The organism is Streptacidiphilus sp. MAP12-33 (assembly GCF_041261265.1).
GTDB lineage: Bacteria > Actinomycetota > Actinomycetes > Streptomycetales > Streptomycetaceae > Streptacidiphilus.
On record NZ_JBGCCA010000029.1, the window covers coordinates 1 to 17837 of the forward strand.

General features: G+C 71.0%; 18 protein-coding genes. 8 read left to right on the forward strand and 10 right to left on the reverse strand.

Features of this window, described 5'->3' with window-relative positions; translation table 11 throughout:
* Positions 1 to 1952: glycoside hydrolase family 18 protein (locus ABH931_RS26145; RefSeq protein WP_370117935.1), on the reverse strand; the 1952-nt coding region annotated here is incomplete at its 3' end.
* A 110-nt stretch (positions 1953 to 2062) separates the two neighbouring features.
* The gene (locus ABH931_RS26150; RefSeq protein ID WP_370117938.1) at positions 2063 to 2395 is read right to left on the reverse strand and encodes a tetratricopeptide repeat protein; all 333 of its coding nucleotides are present in this window, start codon (positions 2393 to 2395) and stop codon (positions 2063 to 2065) included.
* Positions 2396 to 2640: 245 nt separating this feature from the next.
* Between ABH931_RS26150 and ABH931_RS26155 the strand changes: the two genes are divergently transcribed.
* Positions 2641 to 3621, forward strand: coding sequence for an isopenicillin N synthase family dioxygenase (locus ABH931_RS26155; RefSeq protein ID WP_370117940.1), 981 nt, complete (start codon positions 2641 to 2643; stop codon positions 3619 to 3621).
* A 71-nt stretch (positions 3622 to 3692) separates the two neighbouring features.
* Here the strand turns inward: ABH931_RS26155 and ABH931_RS26160 are convergent, their stop codons facing one another.
* Entirely contained in the window at positions 3693 to 4415 is a 723-nt protein-coding gene (locus tag ABH931_RS26160; protein WP_370117943.1) for an MgtC/SapB family protein, read from the reverse strand.
* Positions 4416 to 4503: 88 nt separating this feature from the next.
* A complete protein-coding gene (locus tag ABH931_RS26165; RefSeq protein ID WP_370117946.1) occupies positions 4504 to 4863 on the reverse strand; it encodes an ArsR/SmtB family transcription factor in 360 nt (119 codons plus the stop codon).
* 100 nt (positions 4864 to 4963) lie between these two features.
* Between ABH931_RS26165 and ABH931_RS26170 the strand changes: the two genes are divergently transcribed.
* Both ABH931_RS26170 and ABH931_RS26175 read left to right on the forward strand, forming a co-directional pair.
* Positions 4964 to 5803 (forward strand): hypothetical protein, encoded by an 840-nt coding sequence (locus tag ABH931_RS26170; protein ID WP_370117949.1) that lies wholly within the window; start codon positions 4964 to 4966, stop codon positions 5801 to 5803.
* 83 nt (positions 5804 to 5886) lie between these two features.
* On the forward strand, positions 5887 to 6660 hold the full coding sequence (locus ABH931_RS26175; protein ID WP_370117951.1) for a CDP-alcohol phosphatidyltransferase family protein: 774 nt from the start codon (positions 5887 to 5889) through the stop codon (positions 6658 to 6660).
* A gap of 331 nt (positions 6661 to 6991) precedes the next feature.
* Here ABH931_RS26175 and ABH931_RS26180 read toward each other — a convergent pair whose 3' ends face one another.
* Both ABH931_RS26180 and ABH931_RS26185 read right to left on the reverse strand, forming a co-directional pair.
* Complete coding sequence (locus ABH931_RS26180; RefSeq protein ID WP_370117954.1) at positions 6992 to 7960, reverse strand: pirin family protein; 969 nt, start codon at positions 7958 to 7960, stop codon at positions 6992 to 6994.
* A gap of 37 nt (positions 7961 to 7997) precedes the next feature.
* Positions 7998 to 8933 carry a LysR substrate-binding domain-containing protein gene (locus ABH931_RS26185; protein ID WP_370118230.1) on the reverse strand — a complete coding sequence of 312 codons (936 nt, stop codon included), beginning with the start codon at positions 8931 to 8933 and terminating at the stop codon, positions 7998 to 8000.
* 109 nt (positions 8934 to 9042) lie between these two features.
* On the opposite strand from ABH931_RS26185, the gene ABH931_RS26190 reads away from it, so the two are divergent.
* Complete coding sequence (locus ABH931_RS26190; RefSeq protein WP_370117957.1) at positions 9043 to 9597, forward strand: peroxiredoxin; 555 nt, start codon at positions 9043 to 9045, stop codon at positions 9595 to 9597.
* A 4-nt stretch (positions 9598 to 9601) separates the two neighbouring features.
* Positions 9602 to 10132: an alkyl hydroperoxide reductase gene (locus ABH931_RS26195; protein ID WP_370117960.1), complete on the forward strand. Its 531-nt coding sequence runs from the start codon at positions 9602 to 9604 to the stop codon at positions 10130 to 10132.
* A gap of 241 nt (positions 10133 to 10373) precedes the next feature.
* Here the strand turns inward: ABH931_RS26195 and ABH931_RS26200 are convergent, their stop codons facing one another.
* The 3 genes from ABH931_RS26200 to ABH931_RS26210 all read right to left on the reverse strand — a co-directional run bounded on the left by ABH931_RS26200 (position 10374) and on the right by ABH931_RS26210 (position 14360).
* Positions 10374 to 11684 carry an AI-2E family transporter gene (locus ABH931_RS26200; protein WP_370117963.1) on the reverse strand — a complete coding sequence of 437 codons (1311 nt, stop codon included), beginning with the start codon at positions 11682 to 11684 and terminating at the stop codon, positions 10374 to 10376.
* Positions 11685 to 12013: 329 nt separating this feature from the next.
* The gene (locus tag ABH931_RS26205; RefSeq protein WP_370117966.1) at positions 12014 to 12649 is read right to left on the reverse strand and encodes a transglycosylase SLT domain-containing protein; all 636 of its coding nucleotides are present in this window, start codon (positions 12647 to 12649) and stop codon (positions 12014 to 12016) included.
* 388 nt (positions 12650 to 13037) lie between these two features.
* On the reverse strand, positions 13038 to 14360 hold the full coding sequence (locus tag ABH931_RS26210) for a PhoH family protein (protein WP_370117969.1): 1323 nt from the start codon (positions 14358 to 14360) through the stop codon (positions 13038 to 13040).
* A gap of 212 nt (positions 14361 to 14572) precedes the next feature.
* Here ABH931_RS26210 and ABH931_RS26215 point away from each other — a divergent pair, with 212 nt between their 5' ends.
* Positions 14573 to 15088: a SigE family RNA polymerase sigma factor gene (locus ABH931_RS26215; protein ID WP_370117972.1), complete on the forward strand. Its 516-nt coding sequence runs from the start codon at positions 14573 to 14575 to the stop codon at positions 15086 to 15088.
* A complete protein-coding gene (locus tag ABH931_RS26220; RefSeq protein ID WP_370117975.1) occupies positions 15085 to 15831 on the forward strand; it encodes a hypothetical protein in 747 nt (248 codons plus the stop codon). Before ABH931_RS26215 ends, ABH931_RS26220 begins: the two co-directional genes overlap by 4 nt.
* 7 nt (positions 15832 to 15838) lie before the next feature.
* On the opposite strand, the gene ABH931_RS26225 is transcribed toward ABH931_RS26220, so the two are convergent.
* Positions 15839 to 16630 carry an isoprenyl transferase gene (locus ABH931_RS26225; RefSeq protein ID WP_370117979.1) on the reverse strand — a complete coding sequence of 264 codons (792 nt, stop codon included), beginning with the start codon at positions 16628 to 16630 and terminating at the stop codon, positions 15839 to 15841.
* Positions 16631 to 16748: 118 nt separating this feature from the next.
* On the opposite strand from ABH931_RS26225, the gene mgrA reads away from it, so the two are divergent.
* A complete protein-coding gene (mgrA, locus tag ABH931_RS26230; protein ID WP_370117982.1) occupies positions 16749 to 17789 on the forward strand; it encodes an L-glyceraldehyde 3-phosphate reductase in 1041 nt (346 codons plus the stop codon).
* The last annotated feature ends 48 nt before the right edge of the window (positions 17790 to 17837 follow it).

The following is a 17837-nucleotide window of genomic DNA, read 5'->3' on the forward strand; positions in this document are numbered from 1 at the left end:
GCGCTGGGCGTACCGGAGATCAGACCGGACGAGGAGATGCTCAGCCCCGCCGGGAGGCCCGTCGCCGAGTACGTCAGCGACTTGCCCGCCGAGTCAGACCCGGACACCTGCACCGACGCCGCCGTCCCCACCGTCCCCGTCTGGTTGCCCGGGTTGGTGACCGACACCGACTCCGCGCCCTGGGTGTTCACGGTCCAGGTGAAGGAGGTCGAGCCGGACGCGGTACCGGAGGAGGCGGTCACCGTCACGCTGGAGGTGCCCGCCGCGCTGGGCGTACCGGAGATCAGACCGGACGAGGAGATGCTCAGCCCCGCCGGGAGGCCCGTCGCCGAGTACGTCAGCGACTTGCCCGCCGAGTCGGACCCGGACACCTGCACCGACGCCGCCGTCCCCACCGTCCCCGTCTGGTTGCCCGGGTTGGTGACCGACACCGACTCGGTCGGCGTTCCGGTCGGGCTGCCCGAAGGCGAGGGGCAGGTGCTCGCCGAGCCGTTGATGTCGTTGACGGCGTCGTTGAACAGCGTCGCCGACGGGTCGAGGTCGTAGAGCGAGAACATCATGAACCCGCCGAGGCCGTTGCAGTGCGCGTAGTCGGCGCGGGCCTGGATGGACTGGGCGGATTCGCCGCCGTAGAAGTTGTTGCCGTCGTAGAAGTAGGCGGAGTCGGTGACCGGATCCCAGAACGTGTCGGACGCGTTGTTCACGACGCCGCTCAGTTCCTTGTACATGGCCACGCCCGGCACGTTGCCGGAGTCCGTCTGCCCTGGCGAACCGGCGGTCGCCGTCTGGTAGAGACCGTGGTTCGCACCGGCCGCCACACCCGTCCAGCCCCGGTAGTAGAACGGGATGCCGACGGTCAGCTTGCTCGCCGGGAACCCGCCCGGGATGCCGTACGCGCTGTCACCGACGGTCCAGGCGCGGATCGCGTTGTCGATGCTGTACGTCTCGTTGCCGGGAGCGATCTTCGACTCCGGCGAGTTCGGGTTCGCGTAGAGCGGGTCCTGCTCGTCCGTCGGCCCGGTGGCGTTCCACGCGCCGTACATGTCGTACGTCATCGCGTCGGCGAAGTTCAGGTACTGGCCGATCTGGTTGGTCTGGATCTTGCTGATCTTGTCCTGGCCCGACGGCACCGCCGCGGACAGCGAGTAGGTGTGGCCGTCGGCCGCGCCCTGGGCGGTGAGCTCGTTGCGGAACTCGGCGAGCAGCGCGGTGTAGTTCGCGGTGTCGTTGGCCGAGTAGTGGTTGCCGAGGTGGCCGGGCGCGCCCGGGTACTCCCAGTCGATGTCGAAACCGTCGAAGATGCCGGCCCCGGTGCCGGTGCCGCCGTAGCCGCCCTGCGAGGGCAGGTTGCCCTTGATGAACATGTCGATGCAGGAGGAGACGAACTTCTTCCGCGACGCGTCGGTCGCGGCCACGTCCGAGAAGTACTTGGAGTAGGTCCACCCGCCCAGCGAGAGAATGATCTTGAGGTTCGGGTACTTCTTCTTCAGCTCCTGGAGCTGGTGGAAGTTGCCGGCGATGGGCTGGTTGTACACGTCCGAGGTGCCGTCGACGCTGATGCTGGAGTCGAAGCTCTTCTGGTAGTCGGCGAAGGAGTCCTCGGCGCCGTCACCCGCGTTCGGGTCGTTCTCGCCCGCGGGATCGGGGTCGGTGGCCTTGGTCGCCTCGAAGCAGGTGAGGTTGGTCGGATCGATGTTCTCGAAGTCGTAGATCAGGTAGTTCAGCTTCCCCGCGAGCCCCTCGGTGTCGAGGTTCTTCAGGTAGAAGGCGTTCTGGTAGATCGACCACTGGTCGAAGTAGGCGACCTTGATCCCTCCACTGGTCGCCGCGGCGCCCGTGCTGTTACCCACGGCCGCTGCACCGGCGGTACCGCCGAGCAGCGAGGCGGCCAGGCCGAGCAAGGCCGTGGCCGCCCCCGCGAGTGTGAGTCCGAGCCGTCTGGAGCGTGGCATGTGCAACCTCCGTGTGGACGTGTACCCGACACCCCATCACGTTGGTACGTACCAATGCTTCCGTCAAGGGTCTGGACCAATTTGACCTGACGTTAAGTCAGAGTTAGGGCCTAGACGAGGCTTTGGCCCAGCGCCTCGGCGAGACGCAGCTGGGTCGCAGCCTCCTCGGCGCGGCCGCCCTGGCGCTCCAGGGTCCGGCCCAGCATCAGCCGGGCGTAGCCGTCCACCGGGTCGGCGTCGACGACACGACGCAGCTCCTCCTCCGCGCGGCGCAGCTGGGCGGAGTGGTAGTAGGAACGCGCCAGCAGAAGGCGGGCGGCACCGTGGCCCGGCTCGGCCTCGACGATCGGAGCCAGGATCAGCGCGGCGTCGCTGTAGGCCTTGGAGTCGAAGAAGAGCAGTGCGCGGCCGTACTCCTCGGCAAGGTTCTGGATCACGGGCATCCCCTTTCGATAGTTGGGCCCGTTTCTGCTGTCGGCCGCTGTAACGCAGGCTCCGGGCCGGACATTCCCTCCGAAGTGTCGGCTTGCTCACGGTTGCCGACGTGGATCGCCGAGTTACGCTCGATACATGGTCATGCTCGTCTCCCGTCGCCACGTGGACTTCGTCCGCGTCACGAGCATGTCCTGTCGCGCCGAGGCCTGACCCCAGCGTCCCACCCCTCCGCCGCGCCACCCGAAGGACCACCATGTCCGTCGCCACCACCATCGAAGCCCTCCCCGTCATCGATCTCGCGCACGTCGACCGCGAGGCGCTGCACCGCGCCGCCCGTGACGTCGGCTTTTTCCAGCTCACCGGCCACGGCGTCAGCCAGGCCGAGATGGACGAGCTGCTGCGCGTCTCGCGCGCGTTCTTCGCCCTGCCCGAGGCCGACCGCCTGGCCCTGGACAACCGCAACTCCCCGCACTACCGCGGGTACACCCGTGTCGGCACCGAGCTGACCCGGGGCACCCGCGACTGGCGCGACCAGCTGGACATCGGCGAGGAGCTGCCGCCGCACGTGCCCGGCGCCGACGAGCCGGCGTACTGGTGGCTCGAGGGCCCGAACCAGTGGCCCGCCGTCCTGCCGGAGCTGCGCACGACCGCGCTCGACTGGATCGCCCGGCTCAGCACGATCGCCGACCACCTGCTCCACGAGCTGCTGACCGCGATCGGCGCGCCGCCGGACTTCTACGACGACGCCTTCGCCGGCCACCCGCGCAGCCAGCTGAAGCTGATCCGGTACCCGGGACGGCCGGACGTCCACGACGACCAGGGCGTGGGCATCCACAAGGACTACGGCTTCCTGACCCTGCTGCTGACCGACGGTGTGAGCGGACTGCAGGTGGAGGACCCGTCCGGCGAGGGCTACCTCGACGTGCCGCACATCCCCGGCGCCTTCGTCGTGAACCTGGGCGAGCTGCTCGAGGTGGCCACGAACGGGTATCTGAAGGCCACCAACCACCGCGTCGTCGGCACGCCGGGCGAGCGGTACTCGGCACCGTTCTTCTACAACCCGCGCCTGGACGCACGCATCGAGCCGGTTCCCTTCCCGCATGCCGCGCAGGCGACCGGCGTCACCCAGGACCCGAAGAACCCGCTGCACGCGGAGTTCGGCTTCAACGAGCTGAAGGGATGGGTGCGCGCGCATCCGGAGGTCACCTCCAGGCACCACCCCGAGCTGCTGTGAACCCAGGGGCGGGGACCGGGCAGGTCCCGGCCAGGGCGGCCCAGGCCGCCAGGAGGCTCAGGCCAGGAGGCTCAGGCGAGAGAGGCCTGAGCCTCCTCGCCGTCCTCGGTGTGCCAGTGCAGGTCGCGCACGCCCGGCTCCAGGGAGAGCCGGGTGACGACCGCCTCCAACGCCTTGCCCACCTCGCCGTCGACGTCCACGGTGGCGCGCAGGCTGGTCGTGTCCTCCCCCTCCCGGCTGGCCCGCAGCCCCGTCGGGGTGAAGCCGGCCGCAGCCAGGGCCTGGAGCAGCAGCGCCCGGATGTGGGCCTCGTCGCGGCGGCCGCAGCGCAGGTGGATGGTGGCGCGGACGCTGCTGTCCGGGTCGCTGCCCGCAGCGGGCGCCCGGTCGAGCAGGCGCCCGGCCGGCCGCAGCACCAGATGCACGACCAGGACGGCCAGCGCGCCGAGCCAGGCGAGCTGCAGGCGCCCACTGGCCGCCATCACCCCCACCGCGGCCGAGCACCACAGCGTCGCGGCGGTGTTGAGCCCGCGCACGCCGCCACGGTCGCGCAGGATGACCCCACCGCCGAGGAAGCCGATGCCGGAGACCACGTAGGACGCGACACGCGTGGTGCTGCTGTCCCCCGCCGAGACGCTGTACAGGACGAAGAGCGTGGCACCCGTCGCCACCAGCGCGTTCGTCCGCAGGCCCGCCATCCTGGCGCGCCACTGGCGTTCGACGCCGATCAGCGCGCCGCAGCCGACGCCGGTGGCGAGGCGGATCAGGAAGTCGGCGGTGGTCAGGGTCTGCACGGCGCAGTCCTCCTCAGCTGTTCACAGGATGTGCGGGCACCAGCCTCTCGCGCCTTTGTGAACAAACCGGGCAGCGTGAACAGACGACTCAGGCGTGGGGCGGCAGGCCGCGCAGCGTGTGGTCCGCGTGCGCGACGACCTCGTCGAGGAGCCGCCGCAGGTGCGCGCCGCGCAGGCGGTAGAGCCGTGCCCGCCCCTGGGCGCGCTGGTCGACCAGGCCGCTGATCCTCAGCTTGGACAGGTGCTGGCTCGCGGCGGTGGGCGAGCAGCCGGCCGCCTCAGCGAGCGCCGTCACGCCGAGCTCGCCCTCGCGCAGGGCCCACAGCAACCGCAGCCGGGTGGGCTCGGCGAGCATCGCCAGCGCCGCGACGGCCGTCCCCACCTGTGCGTCCGCCAGCGGTTCGCCGGGCGCGGCGTGGCGGTGGGCGGCCTGGTCGATCGGGTCCATGGGCGTCATCCTCCCATCTGCGAAGAGGTGGCAGGTGGGAAGCCAGGGCGTTTGCCTTCCCATCTTCACGCATGCGCAGATGGGACTGTACGGTGAAGGCGTGAACTCGCTCCCCGCGCTCCTGCTCGCCGCCGCAGGCGTCGGCATCGGCCACGCCGTGATGCCCGACCACTGGCTGCCCCTCGCGGTCCTCGCCCGCACCCGGAAGTACCGCACGGGCCGCGTCGTCCGCCTCTCGCTGGCCGCGGGCCTGAGCCACGTCGCGGTCTCCGTGCTGCTCGGCGGCGTGCTGATGTTGGTCGGCCTGCAGTTCCGCGCCACCGTCGCCCGCCACACCGACCTGATCGTCGGCGGTCTGCTACTGGTGACCGGCCTGGTCTTCCTGGCCCTGGACCTGGCAGGCAGGGGCCACGGGCACTCCCACGACGGCGGCGACGGCCACACGCACGGGCACGGCCATGCGCACGGGCATGAACAGGCACACACGCACGGCCACCCGCACGGGCAGGGGCACGCGCACGACCACCCGCACGCGCACCCGCACCCGCACCCGCACCCGCAGGATGTCGAGCACGAGCACCACGGCCACACCCACGCCGCCGCCACCGCCGTGCTGGACCGGCCCCGGACGGCGACAGCGCCGCACGAGGGCCGTGCCCGGCGGCTGGCCGGGCTGCTCATCCCCTTCGGCGCCGCCGCCTCGCCCGATCTCACGATCCTGCCGGTGTTTCTCGCGGCCGGCGCCCTCGGCGCCACGCCCGCGCTGGGCTCGCTCGCCGCCTTCGCCGTGGCGACGGTCGGCACGATGGTCGGCCTGACGACCGCCACAGCCCTCGGGGCACGCCTGTTCACGGCGCCCTGGATCGACCGGCGTGCGAACCTGATCACCGCGCTCACCCTGACGGCGATCGGTGCCCTGGTGGCGGCCGGGATCGTCTGACCACCCCCCGAAGGAGCGGCGACCCCCTCCGGACGAGTACGCTCACGCCCTTGTCGGACAGGACGATTCGAGAAGGGCCCCCCATGCCGGTCGCCACCCCCACGCTGGCCGAGCTGCGCGACGTCTGCCAGCCCCAGGCCAAGCTCCAGAGCCGCAACGGCGAACACTGGGCAGGGCGCCTCTACATGCGCGAGCTTTCACTGCGCGCGACGCGTCATCTCGTCCGCACTTCCGTCACCCCCAACACGCTGACCTGGCTGATGGTCGTGGCCGGGGTGGGCGCCGGTGCGGCGCTGCTGATCCCCGGAGTGGCCGGTGCGCTGCTGGCCGCGCTGCTGTTCCAGGGGTTCCTCTTCTTCGACTGCGTCGACGGCGAGGTCGCCCGCTGGAAGCGGCAGTTCAGCGCGGTGGGCGTGTACGTGGACCGGCTGGGCGCCTACCTCGCCGACGCGGCGCTGCTGGTCGGTGCGGGCTTCCGGGTGGCCGAGACGGCCTCGGTCGCCTGGGTCTCCGTCGGCCTGGCCGCCGCCCTGGGCATTGTGCTGCTCAAGGCCTCGACCGATCTGGTCGACGTGGCCCGCACCCGTGGCGGGCTGGGCACGGCGGCGACGGAGGAGTCCACGGAGATCCGCTCGGCGCGTGTGAACGGCGTGCGTCGCCTGGCGGCCGCGTTCAAGATCCACCGCATCACCAACGGCATCGAGGCATCACTGCTGTTCCTGGTCGCCGCGCTGGTCGAGCTGGGCACGGGCGGCCACGCGCCGACCCAGATCGCCGTGGCGGCCGTCGCCGTCGTCTCCTGGCTGATGGTGCCCGCCCACCTCTTCTCGATCCTCTCCTCCTCGCGCCTGCGCTGAACCCTTCTGAAAAAGTGACCTCCCGGCCGCCGGAGAAGGCCCCGTCCGGGGCTCCGGCGGCCTCGCCGTCATGATCTGACGGTGGCTCGCAAAGCCCCGCGCCACCGTCGTCCCGGCAGGCGGCCACCGCCCCGCAGGCGCCCTTGGCAAACCGGGGCTGAGCTGGAGTTTTCCCCTCCAGCACCTAAGATGTGGACGTCCGTCAGGCATTGCGGGAGGGGACCGCGTGAGCACGGAAGCCACCGGCTGGCTGGACGCCGACCCCGGGCGGGCGACGCTGCTGGCCCGCCTCCGGGGCACTGAGTCGCGCGGCTGAGCAGCGCCGACCGCCTCAGCGCTCCCGGCCGCGCGGCTTGAGCCGCAGGCCGGGCAGCTCCGGGGCCGGGATGGGAGCACCGTCGAAGCCGTGGACCTCACCGAAGCGGTCGCCGGTCATCCAGGCCTCGCGGGCATCGGCGATCTCCTCGTGGGTGCGGCCGACGAAGTTCCACCACATCACCAGCTGCTCGGCGAAGGGCTCGCCGCCGAGCAGCATGACCTGGGCCGGACCGTCGTCGGCACGCAGCGGGAGTTCCCGGCGTCCGCAGCCCAGGTAGAGCAGCGAGCCGACCTCCACGCGGACCCCGTCGACGGTCGCGGCGCCGCTCATGGCGAGCGCGGCGTACTCGAAGTCCGGGTGCAGCGGCAGCCTGGCATCGGCTCCAGCGGCGAGCGAGAGGTCCGCGCCGACCAGCGGGGTGAAGGTCCGCCCCGGGGAGGCCGCCCCGTCGAGGCTGCCGAGGATGACCGTCGCGTCGACGCCCTGGCCCTGGACGCGCGGCAGTTCCGCGTGGTGCTCGAAGGCCGGATCGGTGAACCGGTGCTCGTCGGGCAGGGCGACCCACAGCTGCGCGCCGTGCAGCCACTTGCCGTGGGAGCGCGGGGACTGCTCGGAGTGGGAGATGGCCCGGCCCGAGGTCATCAGCCCGAGCTCGCGTGGGCGGACCGTCTGGAGCGTGCCGAGACTGTCGCGGTGCTCGACGAAACCGTCGTGCAGCCAGCTGACCGTCTGCAGGCCCATGTGCGGATGCGGCGCGACCTGCATCCCGGCCTCGGTCTCGATGTCGTCCGGGCCGTAGTGGTCGACGAAGCACCAGGCGCCGACCATCCGGCGCCCCAGGTTCGGCAGCAGCCGCCGCACCAGCGTGCTCTCCCCCAGCTGCACGTCGCGGCCGGTCAGCAGCTGCCGCACCGGTTCGGCGGAGACACCCTCCCGGCCTCCGCAGACGCTCGGCTGGGGCTTCAGGTCCAGGTTGCTCATGCCCGCCAGCGTAGGACCCGTCGGGCCGTACCGCGGTTCACACACCCACGATGTGTACCGGGAGTTCACAGACCGCTTCGCGCAGCGAGTCGGCGAAGCGCTGGTACTCGGCCGTCCGCGGCGAGGAGGGCCGGTGTGCGAGGCCGACGCGGCGGCCCGGCGCCGGGTCGGCGAAGCGGGTGACGGAGAGGGCGGAGGCCCGGCTCGCCTCGACCGGGACGGCGGTGGCCGGCAGGAGTGTGATCCCCAGTCCGCCCGCGACCAGCTGCACCAAGGTGGAGAGCCCCGCCGCACGCGTGGCGCCCGGCTCCGCGCCGACCTCGCGGCACAGGTCCAGCGCCTGGTCGCGCAGGCAGTGACCCTCTTCCAGCAGCAGCACGTCCAGGTCCAGCAGCACGTCCCTGGGCACGTCCGTGCACCCGGCGAGCTCGTGCTCGGGCGGGGTGACCAGGACGAAGTCCTCGTCGTAGAGGGGAATGCCGACAAGCCCACCACCCGCCGGCAGCGCGAGCAGCAGCAGGTCCAGGCGCCCGGTGCCGAGGCCGTCCAGCAGCTGGTGGGTGCGCTCCTCGTGGACGTGCAGTTCCAGGTCCGGGTACCGGTCCCGGGCCAGCCGCAGCACCGTCGGCAGCAGGTAGGGTGCGATCGTCGGAATGACCCCGAGGTGCAGCGGGCCGGTGAACGGCCGCCGGGAGGCCTCCACCTCCTCGGTCAGCGCGTGCAGCGCGCCCAGCACGGAACGGGCGTGGTCCGCGACCCGCTCGCCGACCGGCGTCAGCAGCACCTTGCGCGTCGTCCGCTCCACCAGCCTGACGTCCAGCGACTCCTCCAGCGCGGCGACGGCGCCGGAGAGCGCCGGCTGGCTGACCCGGAGGGCCGCGGCCGCCTCCCGGAAGTGCAGGTGCTCGGCGACGGCGGTGAAGGCCCGAAGCTGGGCGACGCTGGGAGTGCGGGTGGTGCGGGCCTTACTGATAACTTCCTCCGATCAACTGCTGCGATTGTAGCTATTTCACTGATCAATGTCCGACATGCGAGATTGACCGTGCACACCGCACGTACCCGGATCTCGGAGGACACCCCTCATGCTCACCATCGGTGACCAGTTCCCCGCCTACAAGCTCGCCGGTGTCACCGGCCCGTCCGCCGACAAGCTGGAGATCAAGGACTTCTCCAGCGAGGACGTGAAGGGTTGGTCGGTCGTCTTCTTCTGGCCGATGGACTTCACCTTCGTCTGCCCGACCGAGATCGCCGCCTTCGGCAAGCTGAACGAGGAGTTCGCGGACCGCGACGCCCAGGTCTTCGGCGTCTCCGGCGACTCCGAGTACGTGCACCACGCCTGGCGCCGGGACCACAAGGACCTGGCCGACCTGCCCTTCCCGATGCTGGCCGACATCAAGCACGACCTGATGCGCGCCTGCGGCGTCGAGAACGCGGACGGCACCGCGCAGCGCGCCGTCTTCATCGTGGACCCGAACAACGAGGTCCAGTTCGCGATGGTCACCGCCGGTTCCGTGGGCCGCAACCCCAAGGAGGTCCTGCGGGTCCTCGACGCCCTGCAGACCGACGAGCTGTGCCCGTGCAACTGGAACAAGGGCGAGGCGACGCTGGACGCCGACTCGCTGCTCTCGGGCGAGTGATCGCATGGCTCTCGACGCACTGAAGGCGGCGCTGCCGGAGTACGCCAAGGACCTCAAGCTCAACCTGGGCTCGGTCATCGGCAACTCCGAGCTCCCGCAGCAGCAGCTCTGGGGCACGGTCCTGGCCTGCGCGATCGCCTCGCGCAGCGAGCGGGTCCTCGCGGAGCTGGAGCCGGAGGCCCGTGCCAACCTCAAGCCCGAGGCGTACGACGCGGCGAAGGCCGCGGCGGCGATCATGGCGATGAACAACGTCTACTACCGGACGCTGCACCTGCTCTCCGACAAGGAGTACGGGACGCTGCGGGCCGGTCTGCGGATGAACGTCATCGGCAACCCGGGCGTGGACAAGGTCGACTTCGAGCTCTGGTCCCTGGCGGTCTCCGCGATCAACGGCTGCGGCCAGTGCCTGGACTCCCACGAGCAGGTGCTGCGCAAGGCCGGCGTGGACCGCGAGGTCATCCAGTCCGCGTTCAAGATCGCCGCGATCGTCCAGGCCGTCGGCGTCACGCTGGAGGCCGAAGGCCGCCTGGCCTGAGGCTTCGCTCCCGCAGGTAGGTGCAGCACGTCAGGGGCGCGGGGCCCTGCTCGACACGCGGCTCCTCCCCCAGCCTTCGGCCGGGAGGCGCCCCTGCGTGGGCGCGGCAAGCCACCCACGTGGTGAGCCGCCCAGCGAGCAGGCCATCCGCCCTGGGTGGTTGCTCGCGCGGTTCCCCGCGCCCGTGACGCTTGCAAGGGGCTGTGGCACCACATCGAACCGGCTCGCGCCCCTGTTGTGGCTACTCGCCTGCCGACGCCGCCGTCAACGCCGCGCGGACGTCCTCGTCGACCGCGTGCCGTGCGCGGAGGTAGCCGACCACGGTGTTGGTGACGGCGACGAGCGGGACCGCGACCACCGCGCCGCCGATGCCGCCGATGATCGAGCCGCAGGCGACGGCGAGGATCACCGCGAGGGGGTGGACCCGGACCGCCCGGCCGAGGATCAGCGGCTGCAGCAGGTGGCCCTCGATCTGCTGGACGCCCAGCAGCACCGCGAGTACCAGCAGAGCCGTGACCGGCCCGTGCGTGACCAGGCCGATGAGGACCGCGATCGTGCCGGTGAAGAGCGCGCCCACCAGCGGGACGAACGCGCCCAGGAAGATGATCACCGCGATCGGCGTGGCCAGCGGCACGCCCAGCAGGTAGATGCCGATGCCGATCGACACCGAGTCGATGAAGGCGACCAGCACGGTGCCGCGCACGTATGCCGTGAGCGTGGTCCAGGCGCGCGGACCCGCGCCCGCCGCGGAGATGCGGGAACGGACGGGGAGCAGCCGCAGGCACCAGCCCCAGATCCGCTCGCCGTCGTAGAGCAGGAAGAACGTGCAGAATGCGGCCAGGAACACCCCGGTGACGATCTCCACGACCACGCCGACCGTGGAGAAGCCGAAGGACGTGATCTGGTCGCTGTTGGTACCGATCACCTTGGTCAGTTCACCGGAGAACTGGTTGATCTGCGTGTCCGTGAGGTGCATCGGACCCGTCTCCAGCCAGTTCTTGATCTGGCGGATGCCGTTGTTGACCTGGCTGGTGACCTCGTTGAGGTGGGTGTTGACCTGCCAGACCACGAACCAGGCGACCAGCGCGATACCGAGCAGGCCGGCCAGGAAAGTCAGGGCCGTGGCCAGGCCGCGCGGGACGCCGTGGCGCCTGAGCCAGGAGACGGTCGGCTGCAGCAGCGCGCTGATCAGCAGGGCCGCGACGAAGGCCAGGGCGACGATCCTCAGCGTGCCGACGATCTGCAGCAGCACCCAGATGCCCGCGCCGACCAGCAGCAGCCGCCACATGCCCTCCGCGGCCACCCGCAGCGTCCACGGGACCGCGTCGGCCGGGTGCGCGGGTCGCGCCGGATAGGGCGGCGTCTCGGTCCGGACGGCAGGGACGGCAGGGACGACCGGGGTGGCCTGCGGGGGCACGGTCGGTGGCGGTGCGACGGGCTGCGGCGGCTCGGGGACGTGCACGACCGGCTCCGGCGCCGCTGCCGCGGCGGCCTCGGCGCGCCGGGCCATCCACCCGCGCCACTGTGCCCATGCGTTGCCCACGCCCGCCATGCCGTCCGCCCTCGCCTCTCCCGCAACAGGTCCGGCCCCCGTCGGGTCCGGCTGTGAACTCAGGTCCGGCTGTGAACGCTACCTGCTGGCCGTGACCTCCGGGCCCGCCAGGGCCGGAATCCTTGCAGGTCCGCCACGGGAGGTATCAGATTTTTTTGGGCAAATCAGCAGAAACAGGTTTAGTGCCGGGAGCGCCCGGGGACCGTTCACCACGAGGCCGTCCCGCACACGCGGCCTCTCCGTGGGAGAAGTAGGAAGCCCCCGATCGGACAGGGATCGGGGGCTTCCGCGCGTTCGAGTGCCCGCCTTGGGCGGGCGGCACAGCAGACTCAGTAGTAGTTGTGGGTCTGCCAGAACGCCCAGGCATCACAGGGGCTGCCGTAGCGGGAGTTCATGTAGTTGAGGCCCCACTTTATCTGCGTGGCCGGGTTGGTACGCCAGTCGGCACCGACCGAGGCCATCTTCGAGCCGGGCAGGGCCTGGACCAGGCCGTAGGCCCCGGAGCTCGGGTTGGTCGCGGTGTAGCTCCAGCCGCTCTCGCGCGTGACGATGTGGCTGAAGCAGGAGAACTGGGTGGCGTTCCCGATGATCGACGCGGCCAGGGCCTGCACCGAACCGGGACTGTAGGAAACCAGCTGCTGGCGCTGCTGCGCGGCGGCGGCACGCGAGGCGGCCTCCTGCTTGGCGCGCTGCTCGGCCGCGGCCTTGGCGTGCGCGGCGTCGGCGGCCTTGGTGCGGGCGGCCTGGGCGGCTGCCTTCTGCGCGGTGACCAGTGCGGCGGACTGCTGCGCGTCGCTCTGGCGGACCAGGTTGTCCGCAACCGTCTGCGCCGATCCGCCCGTGGGGACTTCGGCAAGAAGGGTCGAGCCTGCGACATCGGCCTGCTGCGTCGGCTTGGCCTCACCCGAGGCAACACCGACAACGGCACCGACGGCAGTCACGGCGGTGGCGGAGGCCACTGCCATCCCCCGAACCGAGATCCGGTTCACATGGTTTCCTTCCAGCGTCGCCCGCATGATGACCGAACGGACGAACCCCGCCCCTGACGCTGGCCTCCCCCATGCTCTGGTCACGGAAGACGCGGGCCCGCTGCGCCCCGGTCTCCCGGAACGCGTTCTGACCGGGCGGCGTGCGACTCCTTTCGGTGCCACACGCAGGGCCTGACAGACCCCACACACTGCCGCACGCCGATACGCAAGCGCAATTCCCCCTTGCGTGGCGAAGCTCACACAGCCCATCCGGCCGCCGATTCTCGCCAGTCGCTCGCCTATCGTCTGACGAATCGTTACGATGCTGTGCCCTCCCGCGCCGTGAGGCGGCGGGAGGGCACAGATCGAGGCGATTTAGTCCGGTTCAGGCGTGGATGTCCTCCAGCATCTCGGTCACCAGTGCGGCGATCGGAGACCGCTCCGAACGGTTGAGGGTCACGTGGGCGAAGAGCGGATGGCCCTTCAGCTTCTCGACCACCGCGACCACGCCGTCGTACCGACCGACCCTCAGGTTGTCGCGCTGGGCGATGTCGTGGGTCAGCACGACCCGCGAACCCTGGCCGATCCGGGACAGAACGGTCAGCAGCACGTTGCGCTCCAGCGACTGCGCCTCGTCGACGATCACGAAGGCGTCGTGCAGCGAGCGGCCGCGGATGTGGGTGAGCGGCAGCACCTCCAGCATCCCGCGGGAGAGCACCTCCTCGATGACGTCCGGGGTGGTCACCGCGGAGAGGGTGTCGAAGACGGCCTGGGCCCAGGGGCCCATCTTCTCCGCCTCGCTGCCCGGCAGGTAGCCCAACTCCTGCCCGCCCACCGCGTAGAGCGGCCGGAACACCATCACCTTGCGGTGCTGGCGCCGCTCCAGCACGGCCTCCAGCCCCGCGCAGAGCGCGAGCGCCGACTTTCCGGTGCCGGCCCGCCCGCCGAGCGAGACGATGCCGACCTCCTGATCGAGCAGGAGGTCCAGCGCGACCCGCTGTTCGGCGCTGCGCCCGCGCAGCCCGAAGGCCTCACGGTCGCCGCGCACCAGTCGGACCCGTCCGTCGGCGGTGACCCGGCCGAGTGCACGGCCGCGCTCCGAGGTCAGCACGAGCCCGGTGTGAACCGGGAAGTCCCGCGCCTCGGCGATGTTCACGAAGTCACCTGTGAACAGGCCGTCAACCTCCTCGGCACTGACGGCCAGTTCCGACATTCCGGTCCAACCGGACGTGATCGCCAACTCGGCCCGGTACTCCTCGGCCAGCAGGCCGACGGAGGAGGCCTTGACCCGCAGCGGCAGGTCCTTGGAGACGACGGTGACGTCGTACCCCTCGGCCTGCAGGTTCCTGGCCACCGCCAGGATCCGGGTGTCGGCGTCGCCCAGCCGGTAACCGGCCGGAAGGACGGAGAGATCGGTGTGGTTCAGCTCGACCCTGATCGTGCCGCCCAGCTCGCCCACGGGGATGGGCGCGTCGAGCCGGCCGTAACGGACCCGGTAGTCGTCCAGCAGCCGCAAGGCCTGCCGGGCGAAGTAGCCGAGCTCCGGGTGGTGTCGCTTGGCCTCCAACTCGGTCACCACGACCACGGGCAGCACGACCTCGTGCTCCTCGAACCTGGTCATGGCGCTCGGGTCAGCCAGCAGGACACTGGTGTCGAGGACGTACGTGCGCCGGTCGTGCAAACTCCGGCGGCTCTTGGAACTGACCACAGGGCCTCCCGGGCAGGTGGCCCGGTGCCACCCGCGCTCGCCGCGCCCCACGGCCCCGATGGCCGAGGTCACGGTCTGAATCGGATATTCCCCAGGCGTCCCATTCCATGCAGACGTTGCCAAGGCGACGACCAAGATTCATCTTTCGGTGACCGTTCAGGTCGGCCTCCCACCAGGGCAACCTTTCCGCGGAATCCGCACTCTGGAGAGGCATGAACCCCGACCACCCACCGGACTTCCACGAGTTCGCGGCCTCCCGCTGGCCCCGGCTGTTCCGGCTCGCGCTGCTGTTGACCGACGATCAGGGCCTGGCCGAGGACCTCGCCCAGAGCGCGCTGACGGCCGTGTACGCCTCCTGGAACCGCGTCAGGCGGGCCGACGACCCGGACGCCTACGCGCGCCGCATCCTGCTCAACACCCATCTGGGCCGTTTCCGCCGGAAACGCCCCAAGGAGATACCCCTCGTGGCCGAGGACGGTCCCGCCGTTCCCGATCCCGCCGGGGCCGTGGACACCCGCCTCGCCCTGAACGCCGCCCTCGCCTCGCTGCCGCCCCGGCAGCGCGCGGTGGTGGTGCTGCGCTACTGGTCGGACCTGACCGAGGAGCAGACCGCGGCCAGCCTCGGCTGCTCCGTCGGCACGGTCAAGAGCCAGGCCTCGAAGGCGATGGCCAAACTGCGCGTCCACCCGGCGCTCGCGCACGCTCCCGAGGAGGTCCACAGCCGATGAACGCGTTCGACGAAGCCGTCCTGCACGAGGCGCTCGAGGAGCGGGTCGCCCCGGTCCTGGTGCCACCGCTCCCCTTGGAGTCGATCGTCGGCGCCGGCACGCGCCGCCGCCGGGCCCGTCGCGCCCTGGGGAGCGCCTGCGTGGCCATGGCTGCGGCAGCGGTCTGCGTCCTCTCGGTGACGGCCGGCTCCACGCCCTCCCAGGTGGTCACGCCACCTGCCCGTACGCTCCCGGCCTCCCCGGTGCCCGGTGCATTGGCCTCGGGGGTGCTGCGCGGATCCTCGTGGTCGGTCCGGCTCGACAACTACGCGACCAACGGTGGGTACTGCTCGTACTGGCAGCTGGTCGTGGACGGCCGGACGAATCCGACGGCGGCCGGCGGCTGCGAGCCCCATGCCGCGTCACAGAGCGACCTGTCCTTCGAGGAGGCCGAGGTACTGCGCGATCCCGCCAACTTCTCCTCCCCGCAGATCGGCGTGCTGTTCCTCGGAGCCGGGGCGCCGGACGGCGCGGTGGCCCTGCGCGCCCGGTGGGCAGGCGGCTCCGTCGAGGCTCAGGTCTTCCACCTGCGCGGCGACAGGCGGGGCTACTTCGTCCTCGCCGTGCCGTTCGTCCCGGGACACCCCAAGAGCTACTACGTCACCACCCTGGACTTCCTGAACGCGAGCGGCCACGTGCTGCCGGGCGGTTTCGACAACCCGCCCTTCCCGTGGCACATCGACTACGGGCGGGCCAAGAAGTGACCGGCGGCTAGCCGCCGTAGCGGCGGTTGCGGGCGGCGTAGTCGCGCAGGGCACGCAGGAAGTCGACCTTGCGGAAGGCGGGCCAGTAGGCCTCGCAGAAGTAGAACTCCGAGTGGGCGGACTGCCACAGCAGGAAGCCGGAGAGGCGCTGCTCGCCCGAGGTGCGGATGACCAGGTCCGGGTCCGGCTGGCCGGAGGTGTAGAGGTGGCGGGAGATCTGCTCGATGTCGATCATCTCGGCGACCTGCTCCACCGGCTTGCCGGCCGCGCCCTGCTCGCGCAGCAGCTTGCGGACGGCCTCCACGATCTCGTGCCGGCCGCCGTAGCCGACGGCGACGTTGACGAGGAGTCCGGGGTTGTCCGCGGTGGCCTGGTCGGCCTCCTTGAGGACGGCGGCGGTCGAGGCCGGCAGCAGGTCGAGCGCGCCGACGGGGTGGACCCGCCACTGGCCGTGCGCCGCCAGGCCGCGGACGGCCTGCTCGATGATGCCGAGCAGCGGCACCAGCTCCTCAGCGGGGCGGGTCAGGTTGTCGGTCGAGAGCAGCCACAGGGTGACCACCTCGACTCCGGTCTCCTCGCACCAGCCGAGGAACTCGGGGATCTTGTCCGCGCCGGTCTGGTGACCGTCCTTGGTGGACATGCCCGCCGCGCGGGCCCAACGCCGGTTGCCGTCCAGCATGACGCCGACGTGCCGGGGCACGCGGGCGCGGTCGAGGTGTGCCTCGACCCGATAGCCGTAGAGGCCGTATACGGCGCTCCGGAGCAGCGGCGTACGCCGGACCAACTTCCCGATGTCCATGACGACGGCCCCTCCTGTGCTCGCACGTGCGGGGGCCACCCTACTCCCCGCCGGTTAATGTTCAGTGTGGAGACAAAACCCGGGCTCCACCCCTGACCCACTCTCTGGAGAGCTCCCCGTGATCCCAGCCCCCTACCAGCCTGCCGAGACCCGTTACGACGGCTCGATGCGCTACCGCCGCACCGGGCGCAGCGGGCTGAAGCTGCCCGAGATCTCCCTCGGGCTGTGGCACAACTTCGGCGACGACCGGACGCTGGACGTGCAGCGGGCCATCCTGCGCCGGGCGTTCGACCTGGGCGTCACGCACTTCGACCTCGCCAACAACTACGGTCCGCCGTACGGCGCGGCGGAGGCGAACTTCGGCCGCCACCTGGCGGCCGACTTCCGGCCGTTCCGGGACGAGCTGGTCATCTCGACCAAGGCCGGCTACGACATGTGGCCCGGTCCGTACGGCGAGTGGGGCTCGCGCAAGTACCTGACCGCGAGCCTGGACCAGTCGCTGACGCGGATGGGCCTGGAGTACGTCGACATCTTCTACTCGCACCGGTTCGACCCGGAGACCCCGCTGGAGGAGACCATGGGCGCGCTCGCGTCCGCGGTCCGGCAGGGCAAGGCGCTGTACGCCGGCGTCTCCTCCTACAGTGCGGAGAAGACCCGCGAGGCGGCGGCGATCCTGCGTGACCTGGGCGTTCCGCTGCTGATCCACCAGCCGTCCTACTCGATGCTGAACCGCTGGATCGAGGACGACTCCCTGCTGGACGTGCTGGAGGCGGAGGGCGCCGGCTGCATCGGCTTCGCCCCGCTCGCGCAGGGCATCCTCACCGACCGCTACCTGAACGGCATTCCGGCCGACTCCCGGGCGGCGCAGGGCAAGTCGCTCGACCCGAACTCGATCGACGAGCGGACGCTCGGCAAGCTGCGGGGCCTGAACGAGATCGCCGCCTCGCGCGGCCAGTCGCTGGCACAGCTGGCGCTGTCCTGGCTGCTGCGCGACCCGCGGATGACCTCGGCGCTGATCGGGGCCTCGTCGGTGGCTCAGCTGGAGTCCAACGTGGCTGCCGTCCAGGGCGCCCCCCTGACCGAGGACGAGCTGACCGAGATCGACCGGTTCGCGACCGACGCGGACCTCAACCTCTGGGCGAAGTCCAGCGAGGACTGAGGCAGTTGGGTGCTGCCGTGGTCTGGACCACGGCAGCACCTTAACCAG

Coding starts and splice junctions, on each gene's coding strand:
- ABH931_RS26150 (WP_370117938.1), bottom strand. CDS start 2,395: ATGCCCGTGATCCAGAACCTTGCCGAGGAGTACGGCCGCGCACTGCTC.
- ABH931_RS26155 (WP_370117940.1), top strand. CDS start 2,641: ATGTCCGTCGCCACCACCATCGAAGCCCTCCCCGTCATCGATCTCGCG.
- ABH931_RS26165 (WP_370117946.1), bottom strand. CDS start 4,863: ATGGACCCGATCGACCAGGCCGCCCACCGCCACGCCGCGCCCGGCGAA.
- ABH931_RS26175 (WP_370117951.1), top strand. CDS start 5,887: ATGCCGGTCGCCACCCCCACGCTGGCCGAGCTGCGCGACGTCTGCCAG.
- ABH931_RS26180 (WP_370117954.1), bottom strand. CDS start 7,960: ATGAGCAACCTGGACCTGAAGCCCCAGCCGAGCGTCTGCGGAGGCCGG.
- ABH931_RS26190 (WP_370117957.1), top strand. CDS start 9,043: ATGCTCACCATCGGTGACCAGTTCCCCGCCTACAAGCTCGCCGGTGTC.
- ABH931_RS26195 (WP_370117960.1), top strand. CDS start 9,602: ATGGCTCTCGACGCACTGAAGGCGGCGCTGCCGGAGTACGCCAAGGAC.
- ABH931_RS26200 (WP_370117963.1), bottom strand. CDS start 11,684: ATGGCGGGCGTGGGCAACGCATGGGCACAGTGGCGCGGGTGGATGGCC.
- ABH931_RS26205 (WP_370117966.1), bottom strand. CDS start 12,649: ATGGCAGTGGCCTCCGCCACCGCCGTGACTGCCGTCGGTGCCGTTGTC.
- ABH931_RS26215 (WP_370117972.1), top strand. CDS start 14,573: ATGAACCCCGACCACCCACCGGACTTCCACGAGTTCGCGGCCTCCCGC.
- ABH931_RS26220 (WP_370117975.1), top strand. CDS start 15,085: ATGAACGCGTTCGACGAAGCCGTCCTGCACGAGGCGCTCGAGGAGCGG.
- ABH931_RS26225 (WP_370117979.1), bottom strand. CDS start 16,630: ATGGACATCGGGAAGTTGGTCCGGCGTACGCCGCTGCTCCGGAGCGCC.